Genomic DNA, 25991 nt, shown 5'->3' with positions numbered 1-25991 from the left:
GGTGGTAGCCGCGACCCCACAACGCAGCAACAAGCTGATGGCGGGGGGCCTGGCCCCCCGATCGTGACGGGGGGCCAGGCCACCGGCATTCCGCGTACCCGGGCCCGGGACGGGACGGCCCTCCCGCGCACCACCGGGACAGTCGCAGCGCCTGCTCCGCGAGATCGGCCGACACCCGGGGGTTTGCGGGCGACGATCCGGAGCACTAGAGCGTCACGACCAATCCGGTACTACACGAGGAGGTCCCGATGTCGGGCACGGAGAAGGCCAAGGCCACTGTCGAGCAGGCCAAGGGCAAGGCCAAGGAAGCCATGGGGCGCATGGCCGGCAATGAGCGGATGACCGCCGAGGGCCGCGCCGACCAGGCCAAGGGGCACGCCCGTCAGGCCAAGGAAGACGTCAAGGACACCTTCCGCCGCTGATCACCCGCGCACGGTCCCGGGCCGTCGCGCTCCACCGGGCCCCGACCTACTCCCCCAGGTCGGGGCCCGGCCACATTCGGGGCGCCCGCAGCCGGGCGGAGAGCAACGCCGCAGGCACGGCGTCGACGCGAAGCCGCCTTCACACCCGCGGCCCCGGTTCGCGCGGGCGACCGTCCGACGGACGGTCGTGTACCTCTCCGGAACGCTCTTCGCGGACTCCTCCGTCCTGCACGCCCTGCTCGACACCCGCCGGTCCCACGGCGTGGCGGAAGACGAGTTGGTCGTCGCCGGCCCACTGCACGTCGCGGTGGACCGCCTGTTCGAGGTCACCGGCACCCGATCGGCGTTCCGCATGACGCAGAGCCTGGAGACCGCACTGCCATGTTGACCACCACACCCCCTCGTCGGACAAGGCGGCGACGGCATGCCGCACACGATCGCGAACAGGCGATGAGGGCATGAACACGCCACCGGTCGCCTCCGACGCGGACGGACCCTCCCCCCAGGACGGGCACCCCCGCGTCGATCCTGTTCCGACCAGCGCCGCGGCCGCCCGGTCCCACGTCACCGATCTGCTGCGCACCGCGGGCATCGATCTCGACAGCATCACCGCCGCGGACGTACTTCTGGTCACATCGGAACTCGTCACCAACGCGATCCGCCACGGCGGCGGCCTCACCACCTTCCACACCGAGATCGTCGACGGCGTGCTCCACCTGTCCGTCGGCGACGCCGACCCTCAGCCTCCCGTGCCTCGAACAGGCAGCGTCGAACGCCCGGGAGGCTACGGGTGGCCGCTCGTCCACAACCTCTCCGAGAGCACCCGCGTCGAGAGGCACCCTCACGGCAAGACCATCGCCACGTTCCTGCGCCTGACCTGATCCGCGAAGGCCCCCTGACGGTCGGGCGGTGGCAGGAGGCCTCGGCCGGCGGAGTTGCGCTCGGCGTGGTCAGGGGGTGTCGCTGTCCCAGAGGAACGGGCCTTCGGGGTCGGCCGTGGACGGTTTGTAGAGTGCCCGCCCTCCGGGCCCGAAGAAGCCCCGGTCGGTGATCAGGAGCGCGCCCACCACGCGTTGCTGCCGGGACCAGCCCGATACGTCGAAGAGTTGGCCATCCAGGGGACCGCCCAGGAGAGCCACGTAGACGCATCCGGGCGACGGACCGGCCCAGTGGCCGTCGTCGCCGCAGTACACCCGCCCATCCGTCGTGGTCATCACTCCCGTCTGCCCCCTCTCCGCCCCGGCTCACCCGTTGAGCGGGTGAACCCGCTCACCGTTCGCGCGTCGACGGTGGTGTCCTGAGCGGTGGACGAAGCGGCCGCGCGCCCCGCAGCCCGGCCACCTGCGGTCCTGGCGCCGCGAAGAGACTTGGGGCCGGTTGGCTGCGGCCGATTCACAAGGTGCGGGCTGCCTCGATGTCATCGGCGATCCGGAACAGCTCCCGGGCCTGGGTGAGTTCCAGGACCCGGTCCAGGGTGGCCGGCAGGGGTCCGACGAGTACCAGGCTGCTGCCGCGCCGCAGGCGGAACATCTCGTTGAGCATGGAGGAGTCGGCGAAGGTGACGCGGCTGACGTCCAGCACGATCCGGCTGACGGCCGACTCGGCGAGGGCCCCGGCGCCCACGGTGCTGAGGGGGCCCAGGGTCCGTTGGTCGAATTCGCCGGCGCAGACGATGACGCGGACGCCGTCGTGCCGATCGGGCAGCACCAGCACCTGCTGCTCCCCGGGCGCCTCGTCGGAGAACTGGTTCCGGACGCTGCCGAGGGTCACTCCCACCTGCTCCAGCGCCCGAATGATCATCCTTGCGAGATGTTCGGGGTCCGGTTCGTCCGGGCGAATCGCAGCAAGGTACTCGGAGATCTTGGTTGCGATGACGATCTCGACTTGTGCATCAGTCATGCGGACCCATCTTGCTTTTCATTGCTCGGCCCGAACACCGTAGGGGAGTTGGGATTGAGGGATGCGCATCGTCCACCGGCTCACCGCCAGTCGCTGCCGAATGGTGATCGTCTTGCCCCCGGTCGGCAGAGGGGTCACGTCGATGTGGTCGGTGAGGGTTTGGACGAGGGGCCATCCGTAGCCGCCCGGACGTCCGCGACCTGTGGATCGGACGGTGGGGGGAAGCGGGTTGGCGTCACCGACCTCCAGGTGCAGGACGTCGTCGAGCACGGCGGTATGGAAGTGGGTGAGGCCGCCACCGTGGCGGATGGCGTTGGTCACGAGTTCCGAGGTGACCAGGAGCGCGTCCGCGGCGAGAACACCGTCGAGCCTGATCCCCGCCCGCTCGAGAAGCTCGCCGACCGTACGGCGCGCGATCGCCGAGGTGATGACGGCAGGTCGCTGACCGTCCTCTCCGTGCTCGGAGCCGAAAATCTCGTCGGCCCCCTCGGGCGGGTTCATGCTGTCACCGCCTGCCCTGGATGAGGAAGATCATGCCGCCGTACGCCGGTTCGGGGACGGCCGCCATGTGCACTCAGGATGTCATGCCCCTGGAAGCTGTTCCTCCGATCGAACGAGATCCCCGCACGGGCGGGCGGTCTCGAACGACCTGGTGATCGCGATGTGCGGGCAGCCACCCGGAACGACGGACTTCCCCGCCGCCTCATGGGTTCGCCGCACGTCGAACGGTTCGCGAAGCCCCTTTCGGGTGAATCCTTCACCCACCGTTACACGGACCAAAGGGGCAGCGACGGGGGTGGCGGAGCGAAGGGCCGGTTGCCAGGAAGCCCACGGATGGGGGATGGTTGCCGCCAGGCAAGGAGTCTTCTTCTAGATAATTGAGGTGAGGGGTTCGCTCAGCGGGCCCTCAACATTTGGTGAATCCCACCCAGGAGGCCGCCGCTCCCGCGCGCGCTCCGTGGAGTGAAGCCCCCTACCCGGTGCTTGTGGCCGACGACCGGGGAACCCTGCTGTTCACCAACGAGGTTGCCCGCCTCCTGTTCCCCAACGCCCGTGCCGGCACCGCGATGGACCGTGCGGTACCCACATGGCTGTCCACGGCACACGCACGTCTTCGTCTTCCTGCGCCTGCCGCACAACCGTCCGCGCCGAGCCCGCGACCGCTGGTCGAAGGTCCCGTCGGCGAGCGGATCTTCGAGGCCCATCCGACGCTCCGCCACGACAACACCGTGGCGTGGTGGCTCGTCGACGACACCGATCACCGCCTGGCCCGAGATGCCCTGCGGATGGAGAGGGAACGTACCTCCTTCCTGGGGCAGGCCTCGAACCTGCTGCTTTCCTCACTGAACCTGGAGCGGTGCATGGACGTCACCGCGCAGATGGCCGCCGAACACCTCGCCGACGCCGCCCTGGTGATCTCCCCCTCCCGCGGCCGCGAACTGCCGGTCGTCTCCTGCCTGCGCGGCGGGAAACCGACGACCTCACGTGTCACCGCCCGTCCCGAGGACGTGCCGGGACTGGCCGAAGCCCTTCAGGGGTTTCCGCCCGTGCCCTCCCGATGGATCGATCCCGCGACCGCCCCGGCCTGGCTGATCCCCGAGGGCTTCGGAACGGTGGGATCAATCGTGATCACCCCCCTGCCCGGACACGGCGTCCCGGCGGGAGCCCTGGTCCTCCTGCGGCGTACGGGCGCCACCGGATTCACCGAGGGCGAGGAGATCTTCGCCCGCCTGTTCGCCGCCAGGGCCGGCGCCGCGATGTCGGCGGCACGCCTGTACGCGGAGCAGGCGTCGCTCACCGAGACCCTCATGCGGGAACTGCTCCCGCCGTCACTGCACCAGGTCTCGGGGGTGGAGTACGCGGGCGGCTACCGGCCGTCGAAGGACCACGAGCGGATCGGCGGCGACTTCTACGACGTGCACCCCGCCGCCGTGGAGGGCGAGCCCTCCCTGATCGTGCTCGGGGACGTGTGCGGCAAGGGGCTGGAAGCCGCGGTGATGACGGGCAAGATCCGCAACACCCTGCACGCCCTGCTGCCCATGGCCGACGACCACCAGCGAATGCTCGGCCTGCTGAACACCGCCCTGCTCACCACCCACAACGCCCGCTTCGCCACCCTCGTGCTCGCCTCCGCGGTTCGACGGGGCAGCCGGGTGGAGCTGCGGCTGACCAGCGCCGGACATCCGGCCCCCCTGATCGTGCGTGCCGACGGCCGCGTCGAGGAGGCGGCGACCCAGGGCACGCTGGTCGGCGCGCTCGACCAGGTATCGGCGATCACGGTGCGCGCGACGCTGGAGCCCGGTGATGCCTGCGTCCTGTACACGGACGGGATCACCGAGGCTCGCGGCGGTCCGATGGGCGAGGCGATGTTCGGCGACGCCCGGCTGCGACGGGTACTCACGGAGTGCGGGGGCATGCCGGCGGAGGCCGTCGTGGAGCGGGTGCAGATGCTCGCCTCCCAATGGCTGGGCAGCGGCAGCCACGACGACATGGCGGTGGTGGTGATCTCCGCGCCGCGTACCAACCACCTCAGTGCGGTCGATGGGCACACGAGGGGCAGGTTCACCGCGTGAGTGGGGAGGTGCCGAGTCCCGCGGCGCCCGGCGACCCGACGGAGCGTCTGTGGCAGGCCGTCCTGGAGGGTGACGAGCGGGCGTCGGCCGCAGTGGTGCGTCAGACCCTGGACGAGGGAACGGATCCCGAGTCGGTGCTCCTGGACGTGATCGCCCGGGTTCAGGGCAGGGTGGGTCTGGAGTGGGCCGCCAACCGGATCACCGTCGCGCAGGAGCACGCCGCGACCGCGATCAACGAACGTGCCGTCGCCGTCGTCGCCGCACACCCCGCCGCCCGCGCCCGGCCGTGGCGCGGGCGGGTCCTGGTCGCGTGCGTGGACGGGGAGTGGCACGGGCTGCCGGCCCGGCTCGTGGCCGAGGTGCTGAAGCTGCGGGGCTGGCACGTCGACCACCTGGGCGCCCACGTACCGACACGGCACCTCGTCGCGCACATTCACCGCACCGGGCCCGACGTCGTGGCCCTGTCGGGTTCGATCCCCACCCGACTGCCGACCGCACACGCGACGATCACCGCATGCCAGGCCGCCGGGACGCCGGTTCTGGTCGGTGGAGCAGCTTTCGGACCCGACGGCGAGTACGCCCGCCTGCTCGGCGCCGACGCCTGGGCGCCCGACGCGCGCTCGGCCGCCGACCGCCTGGAGCGCCGTCCGCTTCCGCGCCCCCAACCCGACCACCAGCCCATCGACGACCTGCCCCACCTGGTGGACCAGGAGTACACCCTCGTCACCCGAAGCCGCCCCCAGCTCGTGCGCAGCGTCTTCACCGGCCTGGAGGACGCCTATCCGGCGATGCGCGGCTACGACGAGGACCAGCGGGAACGCACCGCCGAAGACATCGGCCACATCGTGGAGTTCCTCGGCACCGCCCTCTACACCGGCGACGAGGCCCTCTTCTCCCGCTTCCTGCTCTGGACCGCCCAGATCCTCGAAGCGCGCGGCGTCCCCGCACGGAGCCTGCCACCCGCGCTGGACGTCCTCGGCCGGGAACTCAAGGACTTCCCCCGCGCCACCCATATCCTGCGTTCAGCCACCGAACACCTGACCACCACCCCTCTCACCGCGAGCGGAGCCACCGAATGAATCCCCCGACCGGTCGCCCGCTCCACCTGACGCGCCAGGACACGGACGACGCCGTCCGCATCGAACTCCAGGGCGAACTCGACCACCAGGATGCCGACACCCTCCTGAACCTCGTGACCGTCGTCCTCGCCGAACCGGGCAGGCGACTCGATCTGCACCTGGAGTGCGACGGAATCACAGCGATCGACTCACACGGTCTGTCGGTGCTGCTGATGATCCGTCGGCATACCGACGCCGCGGGCGTGACCCTCCATCTCGGCAACCGCCCGCCGATCCTGGACAGAATGTTGAAGGTCACCGGTACGCTGGACCACCTCACCGACCGAAGCGCGAGCGAGCGACCAACCTCCTCGACGGTGGAGAGACGGTCCGCCGCCTCGGAGAAAGCGATACCGTCCCGCTCCGGCGGTACGGACACCACCACCTGACCGACACCGGCAGGCGGCCCGCCACCCGGAGGGAACCCCAGATGCCCGACCCGGCCCAAGAGCCCGCCGGCATCAGCCCCGACGTGGCTCGCTCCCTCGGAACGATCGCCGACCTCCTCGACATCGTCTACGAGAATGCCCGCCAAGCCGCCGAACCGTCACCGGTCTCCACGACGCAGCTACGCCTGATGTTCCTCGTGGGCCGCGACCCCGGCATCCGGATGCGCGCCCTGGCCCAGCTCCTCGGCGCCGCCGGCCCCTCCGTGACACGGCTGTGCGACCGCCTGGAAGCCGCCGGATTCCTACGCCGCCATCCCTGCCCCGGCGACGGACGCGAACTCACCCTCCGCCTGACACCCGCCGGGGACAAGCACCTCGCCCAAATACGGGAAAAGCGCGAGCAGACCCTCGCCCGAGCCCTCGACACGATGACCGCAGACAGCCGACACGCACTCGCCACCGGACTCACCGCCCTGCAACACGGCATCACCGCGACCGCCGCCTTCCCCCGGCAGGAACGACGCGCCGACCGACCGGCGTCCTGACGGCCTGCCCCGATCGGGGTCCAGCGGCCATCGATGATCGGACCCGGCGACCGCCATGGCCCCGACGTGGGTCCGGCCCGGTGCGCGCAACTCCCCACCAGCAGCAGCCGGGAGAAAACACCCGGGCACCCCTTCGCCGCCGGCAACCGGCAGCCCCCTGTCACGGGGGCCGACGGGATGGACCGCCGTGCGTCAGCCGGGGTGGTTCGACGGGGCCGGAGTGACGGAAGCGGGGGCCGTCAGGGCTGCGAGCTCCACGGATCGCAGCAGCGCTTCCCGGTCCGCCGGCACGTACTCCTGCGCGGCGGCGGCCGCGTCCAGCACCTCGCGGAGCTCGGAGGCCGTGAGGCTGCGCGCCTCGGCCGCCGCCAGCAGGGCGTCGGCCCGCCCCCGGGGCAGCCCGCGTTCAGAGGCGATCAGTTCCTGGAGCGCTTCCTCGCGCACCGCGAACCGGCTCATTCCGCAGTCGAGGCCGTCGTCGTCCAGCTCGTCCGGGTAGGGCGCGCGGGCCCAGGCACCGTTCTCGTACCAGTACACGCAGCCCAGCTCCCAGCCCGCCAACAGCTCCCGCAGGCGCTCGTACGGCAGCCAGTCCGGCCCCTGCGCCAGCATGTCGATCGGGGGGTCGTGCCACTTCACGGCGCTGGACTCGTCCTCGCCGTACAACAGGTAGCGCCCCTCTCCCATCTGCTGGAGCGTCCACCAGGTGCAGCCGCAGTCGTCGAGGTGCAGACCCTCGCCGTCGATCCACGTGCCTACGCGACGGGTCCGGGTTTCCGCCGCCGCCGTGGTCTCCAGCACGGCGAGCAGGGCCCAGCGCGCCCACAGCACTTCGGCCGCCGGCAGGTCCTCCGGCCGACCAGGCCTGTCGATCGCCATTCCGTCCCCCAGTCCGTCCACTCCTCGTACGGCGTCCCGCATGATCGCCGCACCGTGATCGTAGAACAGCACCGGGGCGAAGACTTGCATATTGGTAACCCATGGGTTACCAATGAGGAGTGGACCCGTTCATCGCCCTGGCCGACCCCATACGCCGTGACCTGCTGCTCGCCCTCGCGTCCGGCCCGGCCCGGGTGGTCGACCTCGCGGCACGACATCCGATCAGCCGGCCCGCGGTGAGCAAGCATCTGCGACTGCTCACCGAGGCGGGGCTGGCCACCGTCGAGGACCACGGTCGCGAACGCCACTACGCGCTCGCCCGCGCGGGCCTCGCCCCGGTCCGTGCCCTGCTCGACGAGCTCGCCGGACTGCGCCCCCCGATCCCCGAGAGCGCCTTCGACGCCCTCGACCTGGAGGTCCGCAGGACCGTCCACGACCGCCGGGCCGCTACCGACGCCGCTCCCGGCGCCGCTCCCGGCGCCGGAAGACCTCAGGAGGAATCCGCATGACCAGCACCCCCACCGGGCGTCGCGTGACCGTCGACGGCCTGGACAGCATCGCTTTCGACCGCACCTTCCGGGCAGGCATCAAGGACGTCTGGGCGGCGGTCACCGAGTCGGACCGCCTGGCCCGATGGATCGGGGAGTGGACCGGCGACCCGACGACCGGTTCGGTCGACTTCCGGATGCTCTACGAGGGGGACGAACACCAGGCCGAGCTCTTCACCATCCAGGAGTGCCAGGCTCCCCACCGTCTCGTCCTCACGTCGCAGGTGCCCGGCCAGGACTTCGTCTGGCACATCACCCTCACGCTCGTCGAGCACGAGGGCGCCACCACCCTCACCTTCACCCAGTCCGTCGGCGACGACCCGGCGATGGCGGGCGGAGTCGGCCCCGGCTGGGACTACTACCTCGACCGGCTCGTCGCCGCCGAGACCGGCGGTGACCCGGCGTCCGTCGACTTCGGCGACTACCACCCGGTCCACGCACAGCACTACCTCGACATGTTCAGCTGAGCCGACGAGACGCCGGGCAGCAGGGGAGGATTCCTGTCGGTCCGCCTGCCGGCATCGTTCACGACCTCCGGCATTGCTCGTTCAGCGTGTGGGGAGGCGGTTCTCGTGACGAATGAAGCGGGACGTCGGGGTGGACCGTGTCCGATCCGGCCCTACGGTCACACCGGGTCGCAGCCTGCCGCAAACGTCGACCGCGGTGAAGATGACCACTATGCCCACATCCCGCTCGACGAGTACCCGCTATCGTCTCGTGCGCGCTCTGCCCCTGCTGGTCATCGCCGCGTCCGCGGTGACCGATCTGTGCACACCGACGCAGGAGCGTTACGACGCCTTCCTGTTCATCGTGCCGGGTCTGGCCGCCGTGGCGTGGGGAGCTGTCGCCACCATGGCCTTCGGGGTGGTCGGTGCGCTGGTCAACACGGGTCTGGACGCGGCTCGCGGGGAACCATTCCTCCCGGCGGGCCTGGCCGGGCTGGTGCTGATGATGGTGTTCAGCGCCGTGGCCGCCTGGACGAGCACCGAACGCCAGCGGTACGAACTGGAGGCGCGACGGATGCGGGAGGTGGCCGAGGTGACGCAGCGGGCCATGCAGCATCCGCTGCCCAACCGTCTCGGGCGTCTGGATCTCTACCTGCTGTACGAGACGTCCGTGGCCGGCGCTCATGTCGGGGGCGACTTCTACAAGGCGCTGCACGTGCCGGGCAAGGTGCGCGTGATGATCGGCGATGTGCAGGGCAAGGGGCTGGGTGCGGTGGAGACGGCGGCGGTGCTTCTGGCGTCGTTCCGGGAATCGGCCTACTCCGAGCCGGACCTGCCGGGGGTCGCCCGCCGCCTGCAGACCAGCATGGAGCGTTACTCCTCCCGGGGGGACACGACCATGGCGGACCGGTTCGCCACCGTCCTGCTGGCCGAGATCCCCGACGACCTGCCCGTGGTGCGTCTGCTCAGCTGTGGTCATCCGCCGCCGGTGCGCCGGCACGACGGGCGCACGGAGTACGTTTCCTTCCGCGAGCCGTCGCTGCCCGTCAACCTTCCCGTCGCGGTGGACGAGGAGCACGTGGTGGAGGAAGTGCGCTTCGAGGCCGGTGACCGGCTGCTGCTGTATACCGACGGTGTCAGCGAAACGCGGGACGACAGCGGTGCGTTCTATCCGCTCGACGAGCGGCTTGCCGCGTGGGCGACGGAACCGGACGAGAGGATTCCCGCGCTGTTGTCGGGCGATCTGCACCGGTTCAGCAGGCACGGGCTCGACGACGACACCGCGGCCGTCCTCATCGCTCACCGCTGAGAAGCGCATCCGGCACCGAGCCGTACGGAACGAGCGAGCAGCGGCTGATCCGGAAACGGTAGGCGGCAGGCGGCAGGCGGCAGACCCGAGAACGGAGCGGTGGCATCACCCCACCCCGCCGCACAGGTCGGCTCCCCGGGGGCCGGAATGACCGGCCATCGGGCGGACGGCGCCGCCTCCGGGACGCCGCCAGGGTTCCCGGTGCGGTGCCTCACGAAGGCAAAGTGCGTGGGGCGGCTCCGGGCCGAAAGGGGGCGTGCGATCCGGGGTGCAAAGCGAACATTCGAGCGCCCCTTCGCAGGTGAATGGCTTGTGTGCCATCACTTTGGCAAGAAAGCGATCTACCAAGTCGGGGTAATGCGCCGGCAAAGTGGTAGTGACGTTCCGTCAGGATCCACGATGCCGGGCGGACCGGACCGTCACCGCGTGCCCAGGCATCCCTCCGCCGACCCGACCACACCGCGCCCGCGGCTGCACGCCGTGACGGGCGCAGGAGGCAGGCCATCATGAAGTCACTCATCGACCACGGACGCCCCTTCGCGCAGAGCCAAGTCGCCGACCCTCGACACGCGGACGGCTTCCGCCCCTTCGAGGCGGGGCGGTCACCCCAGGCCCCGTCCATCACCTGTTCCGACTCCCGCGTCGCCCCCTCCCCCGTCACCGGCGCGCGGCCCGGCGCGCTCTTCGCACTCCGTACGGCAGGCAGCGTCGTCCCGCCGCATCCGGCCGACGACCGGCCACGGGGCGGAACCGCGACCATCGAGTACGCGGTGCGCGTGCCCGGCTTCCGATCCATCGCCGTCCGGGGGCACTCGCACGGCGGTTTCGGGTACGACACGCGCACGTCCGCGCCGTGCTCCGGCGCCTCCGGCCGCCGCCGTGCCATCGGGGCCCTGTGACCGGGGCCGTGCCCGACGGCGGGTCGCAGGACCGCCATCGGGCCGACCCAGGAGCTTCGCGACGCGAGTCGGTCACCCGCTCGCATCTTCGCTCGACCTTCGGAGAACTGCGTCGACCCCGTGTCCTGCGCCAGGACGTGCTGGCGTCGCTGGTGGTCTTCCTCGTGGCCCTGCCCCTGTGCGTCGGGGTCGCCGTCGCGTCCGGAGTCCCCGCGGAACTCGGCCTGATCACGGGAATCATCGGTGGGCTGGTGGTGGGCTTCCTGCCCGGCAGCACCCTCCAGGTCAGCGGCCCGGCCGCCGGGCTGACGGTCCTCGTGTTCGAAGCAGTCCAGGAGTTCGGCCTCGGGATGCTCGGAGCGATCGTGCTGCTCACGGGCGTGCTCCAGGTCGTCCTGGGTCTGCTGCGGTGCGGACGCTGGTTCCGCGCCATGTCCGTCTCGGTGGTCGAGGGCATGCTGGCCGGTATCGGGCTGGTCCTGATTTTCGGTCAGTTGTACACCATGGCCGGAGCGCCGCAGCCGCGTTCCGGCCTGGACAAGCTGCTCGGCGTGCCCGGTCTGGTGATCGACGTGCTCTCCGACCCGACCATGCTGACCGGCGCGGCGATCGGGTTCGGGACCATGGCCGTGCTCGTGCTCTGGCCGACGGTTCCCGCACGCCTTCGCGTGGTGCCCGCTCCGCTGGCGGCCGTAGGCCTGGCGACCGCGGTGACCGCCGTGTTCCACCTGGACGTGGCTCACGTGACGGTGCGCGGGTTGTTGGAGGTCGTCCAGCCGCCCGGCGGCGACGATCTCGCGGCACTGGGCGGCTTCGCCGTCCTGGGGACGGTCGTCGCCTTCACCCTCATCGCCTCCGCCGAGTCCCTGTTCAGCGCGGCGGCCATCGACCGGATGCATACCGGGCCGCGCACGCACTACGACAAGGAGCTGGTGGCGCAGGGCGTCGGCAACAGCCTGTGCGGACTGCTGGGTGCGCTGCCCATGACGGCCGTGATCGTCCGCAGTTCCGCCAACGTGCGCGCGGGGGCGAGGACTCCGCTCTCGCGCATCCTGCACGGGGCGTGGCTGCTGCTGTTCACGGCGCTGCTCCCCGTCGCCATCGGCCTCGTACCGCTCGCCGCGTTGGCGGGGGTGCTGGTGCACGCGGGCTGGAAGCTCGTACCGGTCCGGCAGATCGGGCCGCTGCTGCGGAGGTCCCGGGGCGAGGCGCTCGTGCTCGGCGCGACGGCGGTCGCCATCGTGACGACCAACCTCTTCGAGGGCGTGGTCCTCGGCGTGGTGCTCGCGGTGGCCAAGTCCGCCTGGGACACCTCGCACATCCAGGTCGGTGTGCGGGAACTGACCGGCGGACGCATGGTGGTGACCCTGTCGGGGAACGCCACGTTCCTGCGTCTGCCACGCGTCCTGGAGACCTTGGAGGCGCTGCCGAAGGACCGTCCGATCGAGCTGGACCTGACCGGCGTGTCCCATCTGGATCTGGCCTGTCAGACCGCGCTGGAGGGATGGGCGTTGCGGCACAACGAAGTGGGTGGCGAGCCGGTGCGGCTGACCGTCGCCGACGTCGCTCGGACCGCCGCGACGGACCGGGTAGCCGAGCCGCAGGGCGAGGACGGGCCGGTCGGGCCCGGTGGACCCTCGGAGTTCACCGAGGGCAGCAGAGGCTGACGCCGCGCCCCGGGCCCGTCGCCCCCGGCGGGAGAGGTCCGACCGGGATGGTCTTCGACGGGGCCCCGCGGGCGGTCGCCGGTGCCGGAGCCCACGTTCACGCCACTGGCCTTGACTCGCTCTTGACTGGCCTTTGGTGCACTCTTTACCGTCGCCGTGCGGGCTGACGCGCATCGGCCCGGCCGCCCGCCTGCCGGCTCTCACCCGACCGCACACGAGGAGGTCCCCATGGACAAGCTCATCCAGGAATTGGCTCAGGACGCCGTCTGGGCGAAGTGGATCGCCGTCAACTCGACCCAGGGCGACAAGGACGGATGCATCAGCACGACCGGGAAGGCCGGCTGCATCAGCGCGGCGGGCAAGACCGGCTGCATCTCCTGACCCGACGTCCCGCAGCGGGGGCCGCGGCCGGTCGTCCGCGGCCCCCGCGACCCCCGCGACCCCCTGGAGGTTGCCCCATGAGTCCGTTGCCCAGCCCGCACGTCGTGGACCGGGTGCGGGACGTCCCGCTCTACCGCGACAGCATCGCCCGCGGCGACTTTCCCATCCTGGAGAAGGCCGAGATCGCCCGCGGTTTTCCCGACAACTGGATGACGACCGCGCTCGCCGAGGCCCTCGCGTCCGGCGAGGCGGAGTACGTCCTGTCGACCGGCACCAACCACGCGCGGATGCAGCTCATCAGGCCGCCCTACTTCCTGCTCCGCTCCTACTACCGGCTGTGGAGCCTGCACCCCGACCTGGCCGCCACCTGGGCGGCCGGCGGCGCCCGCGTCTCCCTGACCACCGTCCTCGCCACGGAGCACGTCGCCCGGGTGAATGCCAAGAACCCCGGTGCCACCCCCGGCGAACGCTGGCTCGACGACCGCACGCTCTACCTCAACCGCACGCTCGACCCGGCCCACTGGGACCGTGCGGAGGTACGGAGGATGCTCGCCGAGATCTCGGAGATCGCCCGCGCCCACCCGGCGGGCGTCTACCACTTGGACTGCTCCGGCTACCACCTCGCCCACCTCGTCCGGAAGGTGGACGCCTGGAACCTGTGGGACGAGTTCCCCCGACCCGGCAGCATCGTCCACGCCTACGAGTACACCCCGCTCAACGTCCGCGTCCTGCTGCGCGACCGCTTCGCCTGCCCCGTCGTGGACCTCTTCGGCAGCACCGAACTCGGCTACCTGTACTCCAGCGACGCGCACACCGGCCGCTACCGTCCGCACCTTGAGGACATGAGCGTCGAACTCATACCCGTCGCGCCCGGCAGCGGCATCCACAGCCTGATCGTCACCAGTCTGCGCAACCCCTTCATGCCGCTGGTCCGCTACCGGTCCGGCGACTGCGTCCGCACCGCCGACGGCTCGACCGACCCCGGGCAGATCATGGCCTTCTGCGGCCGGGAGAAGGAACTCCTCGACACCCCCGACGGCCCCGTCGCGCAGGCCGACCTCGACGCCCGCGTCGCCGCCGTCAGCGACAGGGTGTTCATCTGTCGGCTGATCACCGGCGCCGGTACGGAGGACGGCGGCGCGGCGCCCGCCACCCTTGAGTACGTGACCTTCGACGACGGCCCGCTCGACGCCGGGTCGGAGGACCACCTCACCCGAACCGTCCAGGACCTCATCGGCGGCAGGTGCGTGCCGGCCCACCGCGCCCACGTTCCGATCGGCCGTTCGGGCAAGTACGCCTGGCTGGAGCGTGCCTCCTGACCGGGGCGTCCTCCCGACCTCCGAGCCCCGCCCCTTCGGCCCCGAACAGGACCAGGCCATGAGAACGCCGACACCCCGCGCCGCGACCGTCACCGCGGCGCCCACCGCCCCGGAGCTCCTGGGCACCGATCTGTACGAGGAAGCCGTCGGGTACGCCGCCGCGAGGAGCACGCACGGACGCGACCACGCCGAGCGCCAGGTCGGCGAATGCCTGCGCTACCTGTACCTGGTCTCCCGGCATCCCGACCGGTTGGGCGGCCTGTTCCTGCCCGTGGAGCAGGAGATCGACGAGATCTGGCACTTCCTCATCCTGCAGACCCGCGAATACCGGCAGCTGTGCGAGGAACGCCTGCCCGGCGCCCACTTCATCCACCACCGGAGCATCACCTACGCGGGCTACCGGGACGACCACGGGGTGGAGCGCACCCGGGAGAGGTCCATCGAGGAGGCGCTCAGGTGGATCCCCCTGTACACCGCGGCCTTCGGCCCCTTCGACGAGGACGCCCTGCCCCACTGGACCATGGTCCGCTTCCTCCACGAGGAAATGGGCATGAGCCTGGCGCAGATCTCCGCCCTCGGCCCACCCGATCCCGCGCCGCCCGTCCCCGCACCACGGGCGCCCGTCCTCGGCCCACCCGAGCCCGCCTGATGAACGGCTGTTCGGATGAGCGACGGGCGCGTCCCGTACCCGACACACGCGCCCGGCACACCCCAGGAGACCCGCATGCCCAGCGCCCCCGAGCAGCCCTCCGCCACGGCCACCCTCGACGCCCTCGTGATCGGCGCGGGCTTCGCCGGCCTGTACCAGCTGTACCGCCTACGGGAACTGGGCCTGCGGGTGCGGGCATTCGAAGCCTGCGACGACGTCGGGGGCACCTGGTTCCGCAACCGCTACCCCGGCGCCCGCTGTGACATCGAGAGCACCGCCTACTCCTACTCGTTCTCACCCGAACTCGACCAGGAATGGCGGTGGAGCGAACGCTACGCCACCCAACCGGAACTGCTGCGCTACCTCCGGCACGTGGCCGAGCGCTTCGATCTGCGCAAGGACATCGTCCTGCGCACCCGGGTCATCCGTGCGGCGTACGACGAACAGGCACACACCTGGAGGGTCACCACCGACACCGGTGACACCGTCGACGCCAGGTTCGTCGTCCTGGCCACCGGCTGCATGTCGGTCGCCAGGGAGCCGGACCTGCCGGGAGCGGCCACGTTCTCGGGCCGGGCCCTGCACACGGCCGACTGGCCGCTCGACGGCGTCGACCTCACCGGACAGCGCGTCGCGGTGATCGGCACGGGCTGCTCCGGGGTGCAGGCCATCCCGTTGCTGGCCCGGCAGGCCGCGTCCCTCACCGTCTTCCAGCGCACCGCCGTCTACGCCCTCCCGGCCCGCAACCGTCCCCTGGGGGACGCCGAGGTCGCCGCCCTCAAGGCGGACTACCCACAGTTCCGCGCGGCCCAGCGGCGCTCCGGCGGAGGCACCGTGTTCGAACCTCCGACCCGCTCGGCTCTGGAGGTCGAGGAGTCCGAGCGCACCGCCGCCTACCAGAAGGCCTGGGAGTCCGGCCTGCTCAGCGGCCTCCTCCGCACGTACACCGATGTTCTCGTCCGTCCGGAGGCCAACGAGACGGTCGCCGAGTTCGTCCGCTCCAAGATCCGCGAAATCGTCACCGACCCCGCCACGGCGGCGTCGCTGACCCCACGGGGCTTTCCGTACGGCACCAAGCGCCCCTGCCTGGACACCGACTACTACGACACGTACAACGCGCCGCACGTCGCCGTCGTGGACCTCGCCGCGGAGCCCATCACGCGGATCACGCCGGGCGGCATCCGGACCGGCGTCCGTCACCACCCGGTGGACGTCATCGTCCACGCCACCGGCTTCGACGCGATGACCGGATCACAACTGGCCATCGACATCACCGGCAAGGCCGGCACCACCCTGCGGGAGAAATGGGCGGCCGGCCCCCGCAACCACCTGGGCCTGCTGGCGGCCGGCTTCCCGAACCTCTTCACGGTGACCGGGCCGTTGAGCCCGTCCGTCCTCAGCAATGCCGTCACCGCGATCGAGCAGCACGTCGAGTGGATCACAGCTTGCGTCGCGCACCTGCGGGAGAACTCCTACACGGAGATCGACGCCACCGCCGCCGCGGAGGACGCCTGGTGCGAGCACGTGAACTCCCTCGCCGACCAGACCCTCTACCCGGGCGTCGCCTCCTGGTACAACGGGGCGAACATCCCCGACAAACCTCGGACGTTCCTCGCCTACACCGGTGGCCTCGACCGCTACCGGGCACTGTGCGAGGACTCCGCGGCGAACGACTACACCGGTTTCACCCTGTCACGCCGAGCCCCCGCGGGCGTCGCTCGCCGACTGCCGTCGCCTTCGCGACCGGCCCTCGACGTGTGGCGTTCATAGGTCGGGCAGTGTCTCGCCCTGGCGGGCGGTACGGCCCTCCTGGAGCCGGAAGAGGTAGCCGCGCAGCCAGGGTCCGAGGTCACCGTCGATGTGGGCCAGGTACGCGCGGGCCCCGCCGGCGGCATCCCGCTCGTCGGCGCGTCGCGAAGCCGACCACAGCCTGTCCAGCGCGACGGCCCACTCCCGTACCCGCCCTCGATCACGCCACCATTCCCGGACCTGTTCCGGGGTCCAGTGGTCGTCGCCGTCGCAGGCGTAGCCGCCGTACGGGTCCTGGGCGGCGGCTCCCAGCACGGCCAGGGTCTCGCTCCGGTTCCGGGGCTGTCGGTAGACGAACTCCGCGCCCCACTCGTCCTCGTACAACACGTTGGCGGGCGCGATCTCCCGGCCCATCCAGCAGTTGTCGGTCCCCGCCCCGTAGAACGGCCCCGGAACGTTGCGCCAGTCGCGGTTCTCCCACCGGTCGGGCGACGGGCTCCACAGACCGCAGGGCGACGGAGCGGGAGTCCACGTCCCGCCCTCCGGGTCGGGCAGCGGTCCGCCCTCCAGCTCCCTGGCATCGGGCATCGGGTCCCAGTAGCTCATGGCCGCAGCTCCGGCAGTCTCTCCCCCGGATGCGCCGCACGGCCCTCCTGGAGACGGAACAGGTACCCGCGCAGGTACCCGTTCAGGTCCCCGTCGATGTGGGCGACGTAGGCTCGCGCGCCGGCCGCCAGGTCCTGAAGCGCCTCGCGCCCGATGGTCGCCCACTCCCCCCACCCGAGGGAGAAGGCATCTTCCCGAACCCGTCCCCGGTCCCGCCACCAGGCCCGCACCGCGTCCGGAGTCCAGTACAGGTCGCCGTCGTATCCGTACCCCCCGTAGGCCTCCTCGCAGGCGGCCTCGCGCAGGCTCTCGATCTCCCCGGGGTCGCGGGGTTGGCGATAGACGTACTCCAGGCCGTACTCGGGGTCGTACAGCACCGACTCGGGAGCGTGCAGGCGCCCCGTCCAGCAGGTGTCGGTGGCAGCGCCGTAGAACGGTCCGGGCACATTGCGCCAGTTCCGCTCCTCCCACCTGCCGTCCCAACGGACATCGGCGTAGGGCGAGTCGGCGGGAAGCGCGGCAAGTGCGGGCAACGGATCCCAGTACGTCATGACCGGCAGCCTCTCACAGCGCCGAACCACGAAACCTCTGAGGCCCCGCCCCCGAGGTGGGTCGAAGTCGCGCCCTGTCTCCGGCCGTCCCTTCTCGATCTTGGTGCGTCGTGGGGGGATGGGGACGTGGAGGGGAGGGCCGGGAACAGTGGGACAATCGAGACCATGAAGGCACTTACCAGTGACATCGAGAAGGCGGCCGGTGTGCTGCGCTCGGGAGGGCTGGTGGCCCTCCCGACCGAAACGGTCTACGGTCTGGGCGCCAACGCCGAGGACCCTGCCGCGATCGGGCGCACTTTCCAGGTCAAGGGGCGGCCGCCGACCCACCCCCTGATCGTGCACATCGCCGGCGCCGAACAGCTGGACGAATGGGTCGAGGACGTGCCCCCGATGGCACGGCTGCTGGCCGAGCGGTTCTGGCCGGGTCCGCTGACGCTGGTGTTGCGGCGCGGTCCGCGTGTGCCCTTCGAGGCGACGGGTGGTCTGGAGACCGTAGCCGTGCGCGTGCCCGACCACCCGGTCGCGCTCGCGCTGTTGAAGACCTTCGGTGGCGGCGTCACGGCTCCTTCCGCCAACCGGTTCGGCTCGGTCAGCCCGACCACGGCCGACCACGTCCGCGCGGAACTCGGCCCGGCGGTCGACTTCGTGCTGGACGGCGGTTCCTGCGAGGTCGGCGTCGAATCGACGATCGTCGATGTCACGGGTGCGGCCCCGAGCATCCTGCGGCCCGGCGGTGTGACCCGCGAGGACCTGGAAGCCGTGCTGGGCTGCCCCGTCCCGGTACCCGAGACCGCACTCGTTCGGGTGCCGGGCCAGCACCCGTCCCACTACGCGCCGCAGGCCCGTGTCGTCCTCGTCAAGCCCGAAACGATCGTTTCGGAAGCGGAGCGCGCGACCGGGCTCGGACATCAGGTGGGCGTCCTGCTCCCGCCCAAGGTCACCGCCCCGTTGAAAGCCCACGCCGTGGTGGCCCTCCCCGACTCCCTGACCGCTTACGCGCGCGGCCTGTACGGGTTCCTGCGCGAGCTCGACCAACAGGGCTGTGACCTCATCATCGCCTCGACGCCGGTGGAAGAGGGCCTGGGACTGGCAATCGCCAACCGGCTCCGTCGCGCCGCGGGACCCCGCCCCTCCCCGGGCCCCTCCCCCTCCCCCGGCCCCTCCCCCGGCCCCGAACCTCGTACGAGCTGAGCGGCGGAGGGCCGGCCGTCCGGTGTCCTCCCCGGACGGGTATGTCCTGGGCGGGCCGCGGGCGGGTCCTGTGCGCCGGTGCCGGTGCCGGTGCCGGTGCCGGTGCCGGTCACAGGAAGCGGCGGATGGGCTGGACTGCCAGTTCCCGGGCCCGCTGAAGGGTGGGGCGCCGCTTCCAACGGCCTTCCCGGATCAGCTCGCTCGCCGTGATGTCCTCGTCGAAGTGACCGTCGAGTATCCCGGTGAACCGCTCGTCCAGCACGGCGAGCATGACCTCTTCGTCGTGATCGAGGGAGCGGCGGTTGAAGTTGGTGGATCCGACCAGCGCGGCGACACCGTCGACGGTGATGACCTTGGCGTGCATCATCGTCGGCTGGTACTGGTAGATCTTGACCCCGCAGGCGACGAGGGCCTCGTAGTGGTGCTGGCCCGCGAGCTGGCAGACCCGCTTGTCGGTGTGGGGGCCCGGGAGCAGGATCTCCACCTCGACCCCCCGCCTGGCTGTCGCGCACAGCAGCTCGATGAAGTACTCGTCCGGCGAGAAGTAGGCGGTTGCCAGGCGGAAGCGTTCCTCGGCGGACTCCAGCATGACCCGCACCAACGTCTGCATGTCCTGCCAGCCGAAACTGGCCGAGCCGCGCACCACCTGCACGACGGCGTCGCCCTGCGGCCGGTGGTCGACGAACCGGTCGTGGTCGTCGAAGAGTTCGTCGTGGCACTCGGCCCAGTTCTGCGCGAAGGCGGCGGCGATCCCGTCGACGGCGGGTCCGCGGACCTCGACGTGTGTGTCGCGCCACTCGCGTTCGTTGCGCGCGTTGCCGCACCACTCCTCGGCGATCCCGACCCCGCCGGTGAACGCGGTCTCCTCGTCGACGACCAGGACCTTGCGGTGGCAGCGGTGGTTCTGCTTGAGCGGGGAGAGGTAGAGCGGCTTGCGGAACCAGGCCACCTGCACTCCGGCCTCCTCCATGGAGTCCAGCAGCTCCCGCTCGATCAGGCGGCTGCCGAAGCCGTCGAGCAACAGTCGAACCCGGACTCCGGCCCGGGCCCGCTCGGCGAGGGCCCGGGCGAAGTCGTGGGCGATCTCGCCCTTCCAGTACACGAACGTCATCATGTCGACGGTGTGTTGCGCACCGCGGATGCCGGCAAGCATCGCGGCGAAGATCTCGTCCCCGTTGCGCAGCGGCGTGAGGGCGTTGCCCTCGGTCGCGGCGATGCCGATCAACCGTTCCAGGCGCCGCCGAAGCCTGGCCACCCGGGCCTCGGCGGTCCCCGCTCTCGGGGACGGAGAAGGCTGCTGCCCCGACTCGGCGGAATCTTGGGTGAGGGTCATGAAAGCTCCCGGGACGAAGGGCGAAGGAGGAGGACAGGCATCGCAGACCCCGTCTGCCCACTCCGGCGCCGCCTGAACAGGCCGGTGCTGCCCGTGCATACGGCCAGGAGCCGGCAAGAACCGCGGGCACGCGGGCGAACCGCCGCCGACCGGGCGGTCGGCGGACTCGGGGCAGGGCTCTGTCGGGGTGCCCGGCGTGTACGTATCCGAGACTGCGGCTGCGGCTGCGGCTGCGGCTGCGTAGGTGCGAACCAAGAACGGATGTCGGCGGGTTCCAGATCATCCGATGCTGAGCCGGCTCCGGAACGTTGCCGGGTTCCAGGAACATCCGACTGACCGTGCCGGGTATCGGCTCCGGTGCCGTGCGGTGCGGTGCGGTGCGGTGCGGTGCAGCATCAGATCGTGCGATCGATAGCATCCCGTCGCGGCGTTGCAGTGGCCTGTCGAAAGGGGAGCGGTAGCCATGAGCGAGGACGTCCTGTCGATCATTGCGAGTGATCCTCAGTGGCAGCCGGATCGCGATGCGGTTGATCGCGTCGTCGCGCTCGTAGAGGAGCCGGCTCCCGGAACTGCTCACTACGCGTCCCCGTCCGGGTGGCGGGACGCGGTTCCCCAGGCCGGCGCTACGTCCTCCCGGACAGCCCAGGGCCTCTCATACCCTGTGTGCTCTCTGCTTTCTTCTTACCGACGGCGCGGGCAGCACCCAGCACCACAGCCATGGTCAGAAAGACAAGGAAGGCCACGGCGAGGCCCGCAACAGTCGGGTTGACCCAGGAGGGGACGAGGTCGAGCTCGGCGTTGCACCAGTTGTGCAGCGGGAACGGCGGATCGTTCTGATGCAACGCATCGATCTTCGAGTCGTACGCGTCTTCACCGCAGGCTTCGCCCTTGTCCATGCCTCCCCAGCCGACGAAGGCGCCGATTGCGTACGCAAAGATCGTGAGAACGCCTGTGGTGAGTCCGAAACCGGCCCACGTTGCCGCCCCGGCCCACGCCCGGACCCGGACTCCTCGGATCGCGAGCCGGATCCCCTGCACAAGAAGAGCCAGCAGGACGGCCGGAATCAAGCACAGCAGGACAGCGAACATGTTCTCTCTCTCAACGAGCCAGGTGCACCGGACGTGTAGAGCGCCATGGTCCAGGCGGGCGACGGATGCTCAGTGCAGCCGGGGGCTCGGGTGTCACCTGACGACTGACCGCCCGAACCTCAGCGGCCTTCTCCGACCAGACGGAAGCCGCACGAGCCGCAGACCATCTGCCCGGCAGGTGCCATCCGTTTGCACTCCGGACAGTGAAACACCGGCGGTCCGCCGGGAGGAACGGTCGGAGGGGAACTGGTCGGCCAGGCCCAATGACCCCGCCGAAGAAGCTCGATGATCCGCATGCCCCCAACAGTGCGTCATCGTGACCGCCACCACCAGAGAACCCCGGTGAGGCGTGCACCATCCAAGGACGACGGCCACCCTTCAACTCACCCGGTCCACTCACCGGCCCGGCATCGCCGGGGCCGGTGACATCACCACCGAACTCACCAGCGCCCCGGCCCGGGTCCGTTGAGCTCATGCAGAACCCGGGCGGCTCTGTGAGCCGAAATCCATCGCCGACCTCGGCGTGCCAGGACGGTTTGGCGGCTGCGTTCCTCGATGTGCTCGTTGAACCGCCCGTCGTCGCATCGAAGGATGCGGCGCAGGCTGCCGCCGGGATGCCGCTCCAGCACCGGGGTGACCTGTCGCCATGTTCCGCGCACCAAACACCGGGAGTGCTCCGCCGCACTCCTGGCAGGTGCGGACACCGCCTGGCCCGGGGCCGCGTACGTCGCCCCGTGGCGCACCACCCCGCCCGCCGGCGGCGCCGAGGCGTTGCCCCGCAAGCTGGTCGGCCGAGTCAACCGCAGGCCACCCGACCTCGACCGGAACCGGTCGATCACCCGCACCTCCCCAGCATCTCCAACGACGCCAAGGAGGTGGGCGAAGCAGTGGAGAAAGCCGAACCCGCAGCCGCGTCGACCGGCGTCATCGACCTCATGGCCCTGCGCACCGACTCGGAGCGGGCCGCGAACCCGGAGGCCACCAGAGTGAGGCCACCGCCTCCACCAAGAACACAGCCATGAAGAGGGCGGCGGCGAAGAAGCGGATCCGATCCGCCCCCAAGAAGGAGAACGGGATCCATCAAGATCCTCATTGACCCATGTCAGCGCCTCAACACGAAGAGATCCGAAACGGCGCCACGGATTTCAGAACGTGCGGGCGCAGGCTGCTCTGCCGAGCCATCGACACGGAGCGATGAGTCTCTCGCTCCCTGGGAGCCTCCCAGACCCGGCATCGGCCGGCGGATGGCACTTGGGCGACCCGAAGCCTCCCAGCGGACACCTCGGAGGAAACGATTTGCCCGCAGGGGCCGCGTCCGGTCACATACGGCCATGAGCAGAATGGCGCAGGTACTCGTGCTGGCCCGGTACGAGGACGAGGTGATGGAGCCGCTGACGCGGGACGACGAGTCGCGTACATGGCGCGGCCGGTTCGCGGCGATACCCGGCTGGTTCGTCGGCGGGTGGTACCTCGAGTTCTTCCGGGAGGGTCAGCGCACCGGAGTCCTCAAGGACCTGGAGGCACTGCCGTGGAACAACCCCGAGTGCGTGCAGGTCATGCTCCACGACGAGGAGGACGACTGCTTCGGACTGTGGATGTTCCGTGAGGGCAAACTGGTGGAGCTGCCGCTGCCAGGCACCGAGCGCTTCCACAGGCCGGCCCCGCCCACGCAGGAGTACGCACCCCACCCCGGGTACTTGCTTCGTACGGACGTCGGGCACACGTGGCTGCCCGAGCAGACTCCGGAGGAACTGCGGGACCCGCGCCCGGCCTGGTAGGCCGGGACACCGCGAGGCCGGGGGCGCCCTCTCGATTCCGCTGACCGACCACTCTCTGCCTCAGCCGGACCGTCGGTGGCCGGCAGCTCCCGTGACAGGGCGAGAAGCAGCGGCAGCCGAATGCGGCGACTGGAATGAACGTGGGGCGGGAACGGGCGGCGGCCGGGGAACCCTCCCGCGGAACGCGGCGCGGCGCGGGTGGAGGACGGTGGCGTCAGATAGTGCGGGAGCGCGTCCACGAGGCGCCCGACCGCGGTGGAGGACGGGCCGCCCTTCCAGGACGTGTTGTCGCCGGTGCAGGCCAAGTACGCGCCGTGGAGGCCGGAACGCCCTGGTCGAAGATCCGGTCCATGCGGTGGGTCGGCCAAGGCCACTGGCGGGAGCCGATCAGGAGACCCACCTGTGTCTCGGGCAACACGTCCTGCACTCCAACGCTCGCGGCGCGGCAGCAACGGCGGACACACGGGCGACCCACCGCCGACCGGGCCCGGGCAGTGGCCGGTGAGGGCCGGGCAGCTCACTCGGGTTTGGCTCTGCTCGTGGATGAACTCGTGGACGAACTCGTGGAGGAAGCGGATCGGGTCGCGGCCGAGGGGTTGAGCGGGCCGGCGTAGACGGAGGCGAACGCCGAGGCCGCGACTTCGATGGAGTATCGCGCCCGGACGGTTGCTCGGGCGCGCCGGGTCATGGCGTCGACGGCCTCAGGATCCAGGGCCATCAGTCGCTCCAAGCCCTCGGCCAGGGTTTTGGGCGACGAGGTGTCCAGGAGAACTCCGTTGACCATGTCCTGGAGGTAGTGCGGGATGCCGCCCCGGTCGGTGCCCGCGACGGGCAGGCCCGCGTCCATGGCCTCCAGCACGGCGATGCCGAACTCCTCCTTGACGCTGGGGCAGACGTAAAAGGCTCGGCCCGTGGTTTCCGAGTGGGCCAGCGCCCGCTCCAGACAGCGGACCTCGGCGTTCGGCATGGCCGGCACCAGGGCCAACCGGGCGGCCGATTCGGGGTGTGCCTCGATCAGATCGGCGATGGCCGCGCGTACCTCCCGCTCCGCCGGGTCCCTTGATTCCGGTCGGGCGGACCCGCCCACGACGACTAGCGCGGATCGGAGGTGGAGGCCGGACTCGATCCACGCGCGGACCAGGACGTGCTGCTGCTTGAGCGGGTGGAGGCGCCCCACGGTGAGCAGGACGGGAAGGTCTCGCACCGTGGGGTCGATCGCCGAGGGCAGCCCGGAGAGCCCGGAGTCGAAGAGGCCCTCCAGCAGTCGCCCTTGCCGCAGTGCTTCGCCTTCGGCCGGAAGGTAGGCGGTGATCCCCTCCGGGGGTGCGTCGGGGCCTTCCCCGCCGTTGGAGGCGGCGAGCTGCGGAAAGTAGCGGATCAGCTCGGCCGTTCCGCCCCGCCCGGGGATGCCGATGACCTCGTCGGCTCGGTCGACGAGCATGTCCGCGACGAAGACGCGGTGCAGGTCGTCGCGGAGCTCCTCCGTTTCCGCCGCTCCGGTTGCCGTGCGTCCGGCGTGCCGTTCACCGATGCGGCGGTGCGGATCGGGCGTCGCGGTGAAGACGAGGCGTGCGCCCATCGCTCGGGCGGCCTCGGCGATCGCCAGCGAACCGTCGTCCGCGTATCTGACGTGGACGAGGTCGGGGCGTCGCCCGAGTCCGGCCACCAGGGTGCTCGCCCACCAACTCAAGGCGTGCCGTCCGGGGCCGCCCGGCCCGGGCGCGGCGTTGTCGTGCGCGTCGACGGGCAGGCAGAGCGTCCAGTGGCCGGCGCCGCGGCCGCGCAGGAGAGTCGGCTCCCGGGGGAGCTCCCGCGCGTCCTTCGTCACGAGGGTGATCACCGCGTCGATGCCCCGCGTGCGCGCGAGCGTATCGCCGAGGCCCGTGAGGAAGACTCCGAGTCCTCCGCTCGTTCCCTGCCCCGGACTGTCGATCTCGCCGAGCAGCATCGACTGGACCACGAGCAGACCGTCCTTCTGCGGCAGGACCGGTCGTTCGAACGCGTTTCCGTCTCTTGCGACCGTGAGCAGCAGGTGTTCGTAGGCATCGGCGGCCGTGTCGGGCTTCGGAAGGAGGTGGCGAAGGGGTGGGTGGCCCGCGAGGTGACGCCACAGGGCGATGCGGGCCGCCCTGTCCCGGAAGGGTTTCCGGGTGGCCATGTCGGCCCACTCGGCGGCGTCCAGTACCGCCAGGCGCGTCGCGGTGGCCAGATCGATCAGGCGGGCCAGCGCGGCGGGGTCGGTGCAGCGCGGGATGTCGTCGCGCAGTGCCCGGCGGACGTACGCGGAGCCGTGATGGCTCAGCGTCGCGGGCCAGGCCTCGGCCACGGTGCTGCGCAGACGTTCGTCATCGCTCAGCGCGGCGGCCAGGAGGTCCTCGGGGGCGATCACCTCTCGGGCCCGCAGGGCGCGGCGGAACGAGGCCGTCGTCCGGTCGAGGGGATCGGCCGGAAGTGGGAACGGTTCCTCGTGGTGCGGTGCGAGGTACTCGGCGTTCAGGAATGCCGTGAGAGTGCCGCACGTAGGGGGAACCCTCTCGGCCGTCCCGGGCGCCCAGAAGTTCTGGCGGGCCGCGACAAAGGGGTCGGTCCCGTCCTGCGGGGTGATTGCGTCCATGGGGCGCCGCTCTCGCTCGGTCGGATCGTCACCCTTCT

At 70.8% G+C, this 25991-nt stretch carries 27 protein-coding genes; 18 read left to right on the top strand and 9 right to left on the bottom strand.

What is annotated here, in order from left to right; translation table 11 throughout:
- Window positions 1-248 precede the first annotated feature (248 nt).
- The 3 genes from ACFVS6_RS06245 to ACFVS6_RS06235 all read left to right on the top strand — a co-directional run bounded on the left by ACFVS6_RS06245 (window position 249) and on the right by ACFVS6_RS06235 (window position 1303).
- Window positions 249-422 carry a CsbD family protein gene (locus tag ACFVS6_RS06245; protein ID WP_389701118.1) on the top strand — a complete coding sequence of 58 codons (174 nt, stop codon included), beginning with the start codon at window positions 249-251 and terminating at the stop codon, window positions 420-422.
- 187 nt (window positions 423-609) lie between these two features.
- Window positions 610-810 carry a hypothetical protein gene (locus ACFVS6_RS06240; protein ID WP_389701116.1) on the top strand — a complete coding sequence of 67 codons (201 nt, stop codon included), beginning with the start codon at window positions 610-612 and terminating at the stop codon, window positions 808-810.
- A gap of 70 nt (window positions 811-880) precedes the next feature.
- The gene (locus ACFVS6_RS06235; RefSeq protein ID WP_389701114.1) at window positions 881-1303 is read left to right on the top strand and encodes an ATP-binding protein; all 423 of its coding nucleotides are present in this window, start codon (window positions 881-883) and stop codon (window positions 1301-1303) included.
- A 69-nt stretch (window positions 1304-1372) separates the two neighbouring features.
- On the opposite strand, the gene ACFVS6_RS06230 is transcribed toward ACFVS6_RS06235, so the two are convergent.
- The 3 genes from ACFVS6_RS06230 to ACFVS6_RS06220 form a co-directional block, all read right to left on the bottom strand.
- Window positions 1373-1636, bottom strand: a complete 264-nt coding sequence (locus ACFVS6_RS06230) for a hypothetical protein (protein ID WP_389701112.1) — start codon at window positions 1634-1636, stop codon at window positions 1373-1375.
- Window positions 1637-1814: 178 nt separating this feature from the next.
- Window positions 1815-2321, bottom strand: coding sequence for an STAS domain-containing protein (locus ACFVS6_RS06225; protein WP_389701110.1), 507 nt, complete (start codon window positions 2319-2321; stop codon window positions 1815-1817).
- 18 nt (window positions 2322-2339) lie between these two features.
- On the bottom strand, window positions 2340-2822 hold the full coding sequence (locus ACFVS6_RS06220) for an ATP-binding protein (protein WP_389701108.1): 483 nt from the start codon (window positions 2820-2822) through the stop codon (window positions 2340-2342).
- Between the two features lie 485 nt (window positions 2823-3307).
- Here ACFVS6_RS06220 and ACFVS6_RS06215 point away from each other — a divergent pair, with 485 nt between their 5' ends.
- The 4 genes from ACFVS6_RS06215 to ACFVS6_RS06200 are packed head-to-tail and all read left to right on the top strand — an operon-like array spanning window position 3308 to window position 6946.
- On the top strand, window positions 3308-4894 hold the full coding sequence (locus tag ACFVS6_RS06215) for a PP2C family protein-serine/threonine phosphatase (RefSeq protein WP_389701107.1): 1587 nt from the start codon (window positions 3308-3310) through the stop codon (window positions 4892-4894).
- Window positions 4891-5973, top strand: a complete 1083-nt coding sequence (locus ACFVS6_RS06210) for a B12-binding domain-containing protein (protein ID WP_389701105.1) — start codon at window positions 4891-4893, stop codon at window positions 5971-5973. Before ACFVS6_RS06215 ends, ACFVS6_RS06210 begins: the two co-directional genes overlap by 4 nt.
- Window positions 5970-6401 carry an STAS domain-containing protein gene (locus ACFVS6_RS06205; protein ID WP_389701103.1) on the top strand — a complete coding sequence of 144 codons (432 nt, stop codon included), beginning with the start codon at window positions 5970-5972 and terminating at the stop codon, window positions 6399-6401. Before ACFVS6_RS06210 ends, ACFVS6_RS06205 begins: the two co-directional genes overlap by 4 nt.
- Before the next feature lie 41 nt (window positions 6402-6442).
- Window positions 6443-6946, top strand: a complete 504-nt coding sequence (locus tag ACFVS6_RS06200) for a MarR family winged helix-turn-helix transcriptional regulator (protein WP_389701101.1) — start codon at window positions 6443-6445, stop codon at window positions 6944-6946.
- 192 nt (window positions 6947-7138) lie between these two features.
- Here the strand turns inward: ACFVS6_RS06200 and ACFVS6_RS06195 are convergent, their stop codons facing one another.
- Window positions 7139-7915, bottom strand: coding sequence for a hypothetical protein (locus tag ACFVS6_RS06195; protein WP_389701100.1), 777 nt, complete (start codon window positions 7913-7915; stop codon window positions 7139-7141).
- Between the two features lie 29 nt (window positions 7916-7944).
- Between ACFVS6_RS06195 and ACFVS6_RS06190 the strand changes: the two genes are divergently transcribed.
- The 9 genes from ACFVS6_RS06190 to ACFVS6_RS06150 all read left to right on the top strand — a co-directional run bounded on the left by ACFVS6_RS06190 (window position 7945) and on the right by ACFVS6_RS06150 (window position 16813).
- On the top strand, window positions 7945-8334 hold the full coding sequence (locus ACFVS6_RS06190; protein WP_389701098.1) for an ArsR/SmtB family transcription factor: 390 nt from the start codon (window positions 7945-7947) through the stop codon (window positions 8332-8334).
- Window positions 8331-8840 (top strand): SRPBCC family protein, encoded by a 510-nt coding sequence (locus ACFVS6_RS06185; protein ID WP_389701096.1) that lies wholly within the window; start codon window positions 8331-8333, stop codon window positions 8838-8840. Before ACFVS6_RS06190 ends, ACFVS6_RS06185 begins: the two co-directional genes overlap by 4 nt.
- Window positions 8841-8952: 112 nt before the next feature.
- Window positions 8953-10128 carry a PP2C family protein-serine/threonine phosphatase gene (locus ACFVS6_RS06180; protein WP_389701094.1) on the top strand — a complete coding sequence of 392 codons (1176 nt, stop codon included), beginning with the start codon at window positions 8953-8955 and terminating at the stop codon, window positions 10126-10128.
- Between the two features lie 506 nt (window positions 10129-10634).
- Entirely contained in the window at window positions 10635-11027 is a 393-nt protein-coding gene (locus ACFVS6_RS06175; protein ID WP_389701092.1) for a carbonic anhydrase, read from the top strand.
- Window positions 11028-11134: 107 nt separating this feature from the next.
- Entirely contained in the window at window positions 11135-12694 is a 1560-nt protein-coding gene (locus ACFVS6_RS06170; RefSeq protein WP_389701139.1) for a SulP family inorganic anion transporter, read from the top strand.
- Window positions 12695-12922: 228 nt separating this feature from the next.
- Entirely contained in the window at window positions 12923-13075 is a 153-nt protein-coding gene (locus ACFVS6_RS06165) for a hypothetical protein (RefSeq protein WP_389701090.1), read from the top strand.
- Between the two features lie 77 nt (window positions 13076-13152).
- Complete coding sequence (locus ACFVS6_RS06160; protein ID WP_389701088.1) at window positions 13153-14394, top strand: hypothetical protein; 1242 nt, start codon at window positions 13153-13155, stop codon at window positions 14392-14394.
- Window positions 14395-14452: 58 nt separating this feature from the next.
- Window positions 14453-15043 (top strand): hypothetical protein, encoded by a 591-nt coding sequence (locus ACFVS6_RS06155; protein WP_389701086.1) that lies wholly within the window; start codon window positions 14453-14455, stop codon window positions 15041-15043.
- A gap of 75 nt (window positions 15044-15118) precedes the next feature.
- Complete coding sequence (locus tag ACFVS6_RS06150) at window positions 15119-16813, top strand: flavin-containing monooxygenase (protein ID WP_389701084.1); 1695 nt, start codon at window positions 15119-15121, stop codon at window positions 16811-16813.
- Here the strand turns inward: ACFVS6_RS06150 and ACFVS6_RS06145 are convergent.
- Together ACFVS6_RS06145 and ACFVS6_RS06140 are read right to left on the bottom strand one after the other, a co-directional pair.
- The gene (locus ACFVS6_RS06145) at window positions 16808-17398 is read right to left on the bottom strand and encodes a hypothetical protein (protein WP_389701083.1); all 591 of its coding nucleotides are present in this window, start codon (window positions 17396-17398) and stop codon (window positions 16808-16810) included. The genes ACFVS6_RS06150 and ACFVS6_RS06145 overlap by 6 nt on opposite strands.
- Entirely contained in the window at window positions 17395-17949 is a 555-nt protein-coding gene (locus ACFVS6_RS06140) for a ferredoxin (RefSeq protein ID WP_389701081.1), read from the bottom strand. The genes ACFVS6_RS06145 and ACFVS6_RS06140 overlap by 4 nt, the downstream gene beginning before the upstream one ends.
- A gap of 165 nt (window positions 17950-18114) precedes the next feature.
- Here ACFVS6_RS06140 and ACFVS6_RS06135 point away from each other — a divergent pair, with 165 nt between their 5' ends.
- Window positions 18115-19140 carry an L-threonylcarbamoyladenylate synthase gene (locus tag ACFVS6_RS06135; RefSeq protein ID WP_389701080.1) on the top strand — a complete coding sequence of 342 codons (1026 nt, stop codon included), beginning with the start codon at window positions 18115-18117 and terminating at the stop codon, window positions 19138-19140.
- A gap of 109 nt (window positions 19141-19249) precedes the next feature.
- Here the strand turns inward: ACFVS6_RS06135 and ACFVS6_RS06130 are convergent, their stop codons facing one another.
- Together ACFVS6_RS06130 and ACFVS6_RS06125 are read right to left on the bottom strand one after the other, a co-directional pair.
- A complete protein-coding gene (locus ACFVS6_RS06130; RefSeq protein WP_389701078.1) occupies window positions 19250-20473 on the bottom strand; it encodes a phosphatidylserine/phosphatidylglycerophosphate/cardiolipin synthase family protein in 1224 nt (407 codons plus the stop codon).
- A gap of 623 nt (window positions 20474-21096) precedes the next feature.
- Window positions 21097-21561: a hypothetical protein gene (locus tag ACFVS6_RS06125; RefSeq protein WP_389701076.1), complete on the bottom strand. Its 465-nt coding sequence runs from the start codon at window positions 21559-21561 to the stop codon at window positions 21097-21099.
- Between the two features lie 1331 nt (window positions 21562-22892).
- Between ACFVS6_RS06125 and ACFVS6_RS06120 the strand changes: the two genes are divergently transcribed.
- Window positions 22893-23339 carry a hypothetical protein gene (locus ACFVS6_RS06120; protein WP_389701074.1) on the top strand — a complete coding sequence of 149 codons (447 nt, stop codon included), beginning with the start codon at window positions 22893-22895 and terminating at the stop codon, window positions 23337-23339.
- A 517-nt stretch (window positions 23340-23856) separates the two neighbouring features.
- Here ACFVS6_RS06120 and ACFVS6_RS06115 read toward each other — a convergent pair.
- Window positions 23857-25953 carry a glycosyltransferase family 4 protein gene (locus ACFVS6_RS06115; protein WP_389701072.1) on the bottom strand — a complete coding sequence of 699 codons (2097 nt, stop codon included), beginning with the start codon at window positions 25951-25953 and terminating at the stop codon, window positions 23857-23859.
- Window positions 25954-25991: the final 38 nt, after the last annotated feature.

Source organism: Streptomyces sp. NPDC057939 (genome assembly GCF_042887545.1).
In the GTDB taxonomy this organism is placed as follows: domain Bacteria; phylum Actinomycetota; class Actinomycetes; order Streptomycetales; family Streptomycetaceae; genus Streptomyces.
The sequence above is the reverse complement of the archived record's forward strand: the minus strand, read 5'-3'. Positions and strand labels throughout refer to the sequence as shown.